Source organism: Nocardiopsis lucentensis DSM 44048 (assembly GCF_000341125.1).
GTDB classification, from domain to species: domain Bacteria; phylum Actinomycetota; class Actinomycetes; order Streptosporangiales; family Streptosporangiaceae; genus Nocardiopsis; species Nocardiopsis lucentensis.
The window spans coordinates 1-4,616 of the sequence record NZ_ANBC01000026.1 but is presented as its reverse complement, the minus strand read 5'-3'; the positions used below and the strand labels follow the sequence as shown (position 1 = coordinate 4,616).

Genomic DNA, 4,616 nt, shown 5'->3' with positions numbered 1-4,616 from the left:
GGGCCGTCACGCGAGGGGAGTGGGGTGACGGCCCACCCGGGAGGGGGTGGAAGCGGGGCCGGGAGTAGCCCCGCGCGGGGTCCGGGGACGTCGTGGACGGTGGGCGGTTCCTAGCAGGCTCCGACGGTCTCCCAGACACCCCACTGGCCGGTGGTGCCGGGCTCCTCGCCCCGCGTCCACCACTTGGCGCGGTAGACGGTGCCCTGGTGGGAGACGGTGTCACCGCCGGTGTAGACGGTGTCGGCGGACCAGGCCGGAGCGGTGCAGTCCACCGGCGGGTCGGTGGGTCCGTCGGTCGGTCCGTCCGTGGGTCCGTCGGTCGGTCCGTCCGTGGGGCCGTCGGTCGGCGGGGTCGTCGGACCGTTGCCCAGGCGCGCGGAGATGTCGCGGGCGAACTGGTAGCCGTTGGTCGCGTCCCAGTTGATCGACCAGGTCATCACGCCGCCGATGGGGCCGTACGGCGTGGTGGGCGAGTACTGCCCGCAGCTGGTCCCGGCCTCCAGGCAGTCGAGCGCGGCGATGACGCTGCTCGTGGGCATGTACCCGCCGCCCGCGGCCGAGGGGACGGCCGGGATGCCCAGGCCGACCTGGCTCGGGGACAGGCCCATCTCCAGCTGGATGCAGGCCTGGGCGGCGACGAAGTCGACCGTTCCCTGGCTGTAGATCTGGCCGTCGCACCCCGCCATCGTGCCGGAGTTGTAGTACTGCATGTTCACGATGGTGAGGATGTCGGAGATGTTCGACGCCAGCTGGTAGTACTGCTGGCTGGGCGCTTGGAAGTCGATGGTCTGCGGCGCCATCGTGATGATCAGGTCCGGCCCGGCGCTCGTCCTGAGGTCGCGCAGCGCGGACTCCATGTACTGGGCGTTGATCCCGTGCTCGAGGTCGATGTCGATGCCGTCGAACCCGTAGTCCCGCATCAGCGCGTACGCCGTGTCGGCGAAGTTCTGCGCCTGGGTGGGGTTGGTGACGCTCACGTTCCCGAGCTGCCCGCCGACGGACAGGATGACCTTGCGGCCCTCGGCCTGGACGGCGGCGATGTCGGAGCGGAACTGGGCCTCGGTGTAGCCGTTGAGCTCGCTGCTGGCGAGGTTGAACGTGATGCCGCCGTCGAGCGAGGGGTGGTTGTCGGCGAAGGCGACCGCCACCAGGTTGTACTCGGACGGGACGTCGGCGAGGGTCAGAACCGTGGAGCCGTTGTCGAAGTTGTGCCAGTAGCCGGTGAGCCACTGCTGCGTCTGCTGCGCCGAGCTGGTGTCGGACACGGTCTCGGCCTCGTTGGCGGCCAGGGCGAACTGGCCGGCGCCACCGGCGATGAGCGCCGAGGCGACGACGGCGAAGGCGCCGGTCAGGGCCGCTTTGGCCCGTGAGGGTGTGCTCCTTCGGCGGCGTCGTTCGCGGAGGTGGTCGAGCATGGGGGGTGCTCCTTTCGTCGAGCGGGGCGACGAACCGGCTCTGCTGCCTTAATTGTTAAGAAACCTTAGAGTTGCTTGACTGGCGCGTCAACGAAAACCGTAAGGAAAGTTTGCGATTTTTCGGAGACATGATGTGACCCCGTGCCGTGTGTGACTCCCGAGGTTCAAGGGGTCATCGAGGCCACTGAGCACACGAAAAGCGGCCAGCGCCCCGGGGAGGGGCACTGGCCGTCCGTCATCATCGGCGTCACCGCACGGTCACGAAGTCCTCCGGATCGCGTGGCGGACGCTCNCCCCCGCCCCCCGCCCCCATCGGCTGCCACTCCTCGGGCACGTCCAGCACCTCGCGCACGACGTCCGGGCAGAACATCGTCGAGGAGATCCAGGCCGACCCCAGTCCCTCCATGGCCAGCCCGACCAGCAGACTCTGCACCCCGGCGCCCATCGCCACCAGGAACATCGACCGCTCGGCGTCCGCCCGGCGCCGGTCCGGGTACGGGTGCGCGCCGTCGGCGACCAGGAACGGCACCACGAGGTACGGAGCGCCGCGCAGGACGTCGCCGCGGCGCGTCCGGCGGGCGATCGCCTCCTCGGAGAACCCGTCACCCCGCAGGTCGGCCACCCACGCGTCCAACATGGCGTCCAGCAGCCGCTTGCGCGTGCGCTCGGACTCCACGAGCACGTACCGCCACGGGGTGGTGTGGTGCGGCGCGGGGGCCGTCACCGCCGCGCCGACCGCGCGCCGCACGGCCGCCGGGTCCACGGGGTCGTCGGTGAACGCGCGGACCGTCCTCCGGGCGGGTACGACGTCGCGCGACCCGTAGCGGAACAGGTCGGCGTCGGCCGAGCGCACGAGTTCGACCGCGCCGCGGCCGTCCTCCTCGGTGACCAGGGCGCCCAGGCCGCTGACCACGGCGACGGGCACACCGCTGGCCTTGCCCTTCACCAGCTCGCCGGCGCCCGCGATCTCGTCGGCGACCGCGTTCACGGTCGCCTCCATGACGTTGCCGTGCGTGTCGGTGGCGCCGCGCAGGTCCTGGAGTACCGTCAGCCCCGCCGCGCCGATGGCCACGTCGGTCTGGCCGACGCGCCAGGGGCGGCCGAAGGTGTCGGAGACGACCACGGCCACCTCCACCCCCAGACGTTCGCGCAGCCCCGCGCGCAGGGCGCGGGCGGAGGCGTCCGGGTCCTCCGGGAGCAGGAGCACGGTACCGGGCTCGACGTTGGAGGCGTCCACCCCGGCGGCCGCCATCACCAGACCACGGCGCGTCTGCGTGATCCGGGTGCGGCCCGCGCGGGCGACCACGCGCACCGTCTCGGCGTCGATCGCCTCCTCCCGGTCCATCCGCCGGGCACGGCCCTCGGCCTTGCTGACGATCTTGGAGGTGACCACGAGGACGTCGCCGTCCACCAGAGGGACACCGGAGGCGGCCACGGCGTCGGCGACCAGGGCCGCGAGATCGTCGCCCGGCCGCACCTCGGGGACGCCGGGCAGCCCGCGCACGCGTATGTCGTCGGTCACGCGCGTCCCCCCGACAGTTCGACCGCCAGGTCCACCGCCGCGCGGGCGATCGCCTCGGTGGCGGCGGGGTCGCTCATGTACAGCGGACGCGAGCGCACCTCGATCCCCTCGACGCCCTGGCACGCGGCCTCGTCGGCCTCGTCCACCAGCCAGCCGTCGAGCAGGTCGGAGCCCAGGTGCTCGGCGACGGCGGCGGCGCTCGTCTCCACCCCGATGGCGGCGAGGCAGGCGTCGGCCATCCCGCGCACCGGCGCGCCGCCGATGATCGGCGAGACACCGACCACGGTCTTGTCGAGCAGGGCCTCGCGGATACCGGGGACTCCCAGGACGGACCCCACGCTGACCACGGGGTTGGACGGCGGAAGGATCACGGCGTCCGCCTCGGCGATGGCGCCCAGGACGCCCGGAGCCGGCTTGGCCGACTCGGCGCCCATGCTGATGATCTGTTCGGCGGGCAGCGCGGCGCGGTGCCGGATCCACCACTCCTGGAAGTGGATGGCGCGGCGGCCCTCCTCGTCCTCGACGACCACGTGCGTCTCCACCTGGTCGTCGGTCATGGGCAGCAGGCGCACGCCGGGCTTCCAACGGTCGCACAGCGCCTCGGTCACCGCCGAGAGCGGGTACCCCGCCGCGAGCATCTGCGCGCGGACGATGTGGGTGGCGGTGTCCCGGTCGCCCAGTCCGAACCAGGTGGGGCGCATGCCGTAGGCGGCGAGCTCCTCCTTGACGGTGAAGGACTCCTCGGCCCTGCCCCAGCCCTGTTCCTCGTTGATGCCCCCGCCCAGGGTGTACATCACGGTGTCCAGATCCGGACAGATCCGGAGCCCGAACAGGGTGATGTCGTCGCCGGTGTTGCCGATGACGGTGATGGTGCTGGTGCTGTCTGTGGTCTGGTTTCCGGAGGTGGGAGCGTCGATCCCGAGCGCCGCCTTCAGGCCGCGAAGGAACCGTGCACCACCGATACCGCCAGCCGGTACGACTATCCGCATGCGTCCAAGTCTGGCAGGCTGGGGGCGTGTATGAGTCGTCTGCCCCGCCGTGGGCCGCGACCCCGGCGTGACCGTACCCGTGCGGGGAGTCTCCGAACCCCGGGGCGGTGCGCGCCGTCTCACCGGTCGGCTGTGTCCGATGTCCCCATTCCCCGTCGGGGCGCGGCCGATACACCTGACAGCCCGACGATATGCCAAGCTTCCCCCGTCTCGACGGTGAGGAACCAGCGGAGGGGAACCTCTCTTGAACAACGAAACACTCGATCGCCTGCGCCCGCTGGGGGCCTGGGCCCTCCTCGGGGCCGTGGGCGCGACCCTGTTGGCTGGCCTGATCCGCCTGATCGTGTGGGCCAGTGACTACACCGGAGGATTCGCCGTCGGAGTGGAGTCCGCCGCCTCCAGCTTCTTCGGGCTGTGGCACGTGGTGCTCCTGGCCGCCGCCGTCGCCCTGGTCGTGACCAGCGAGCGTACGCGTCCGTCGGCCGCTCCCGTCGTCGTCACCGCGATGATCATGGTCGGCGTCGGGTTGCTGTTCGCCCTGATCTCCCTCATCACCGGGTTCATCGTCCCCGACAACGTCGGCCTCGGCTTCGCGAGCTTCTTCACGACGCTCGGGCGGGGCGCGGTGCTCGGTCTGCTCGGCTTCGTGCTCCTCAAGGTCTTCAACGACCCGACGCTGGTCCCGCGCGC

At 71.5% G+C, this 4,616-nt stretch carries 3 protein-coding genes and 1 pseudogene; 1 reads left to right on the top strand and 3 read right to left on the bottom strand.

Annotated features, from left to right (window positions below):
- Window positions 1-110: 110 nt before the first annotated feature.
- The 3 genes from D471_RS0100690 to cofD all read right to left on the bottom strand — a co-directional run bounded on the left by D471_RS0100690 (window position 111) and on the right by cofD (window position 3,926).
- Window positions 111-1,415, bottom strand: a complete 1,305-nt coding sequence (locus D471_RS0100690; RefSeq protein WP_017596847.1) for a glycosyl hydrolase family 18 protein — start codon at window positions 1,413-1,415, stop codon at window positions 111-113.
- Between the two features lie 247 nt (window positions 1,416-1,662).
- On the bottom strand, window positions 1,663-2,937 hold the full coding sequence (locus D471_RS0100685) for a coenzyme F420-0:L-glutamate ligase (protein WP_017596846.1): 1,275 nt from the start codon (window positions 2,935-2,937) through the stop codon (window positions 1,663-1,665).
- On the bottom strand, window positions 2,934-3,926 hold the full coding sequence (gene cofD / locus D471_RS0100680; protein ID WP_017596845.1) for a 2-phospho-L-lactate transferase: 993 nt from the start codon (window positions 3,924-3,926) through the stop codon (window positions 2,934-2,936). The genes D471_RS0100685 and cofD overlap by 4 nt, the downstream gene beginning before the upstream one ends.
- 244 nt (window positions 3,927-4,170) lie before the next feature.
- On the opposite strand from cofD, the pseudogene D471_RS0100675 reads away from it, so the two are divergent.
- Window positions 4,171-4,616 (top strand): annotated as a pseudogene (locus tag D471_RS0100675) (hypothetical protein); the annotation flags it as partial.

What these genes read in the sequence shown, in the direction of transcription:
- D471_RS0100690 (WP_017596847.1), bottom strand. Translation starts at nt 1,415, where the DNA reads ATGCTCGACCACCTCCGCGAACGACGCCGCCGAAGGAGCACACCCTCA.
- cofD (WP_017596845.1), bottom strand. Translation starts at nt 3,926, where the DNA reads ATGCGGATAGTCGTACCGGCTGGCGGTATCGGTGGTGCACGGTTCCTT.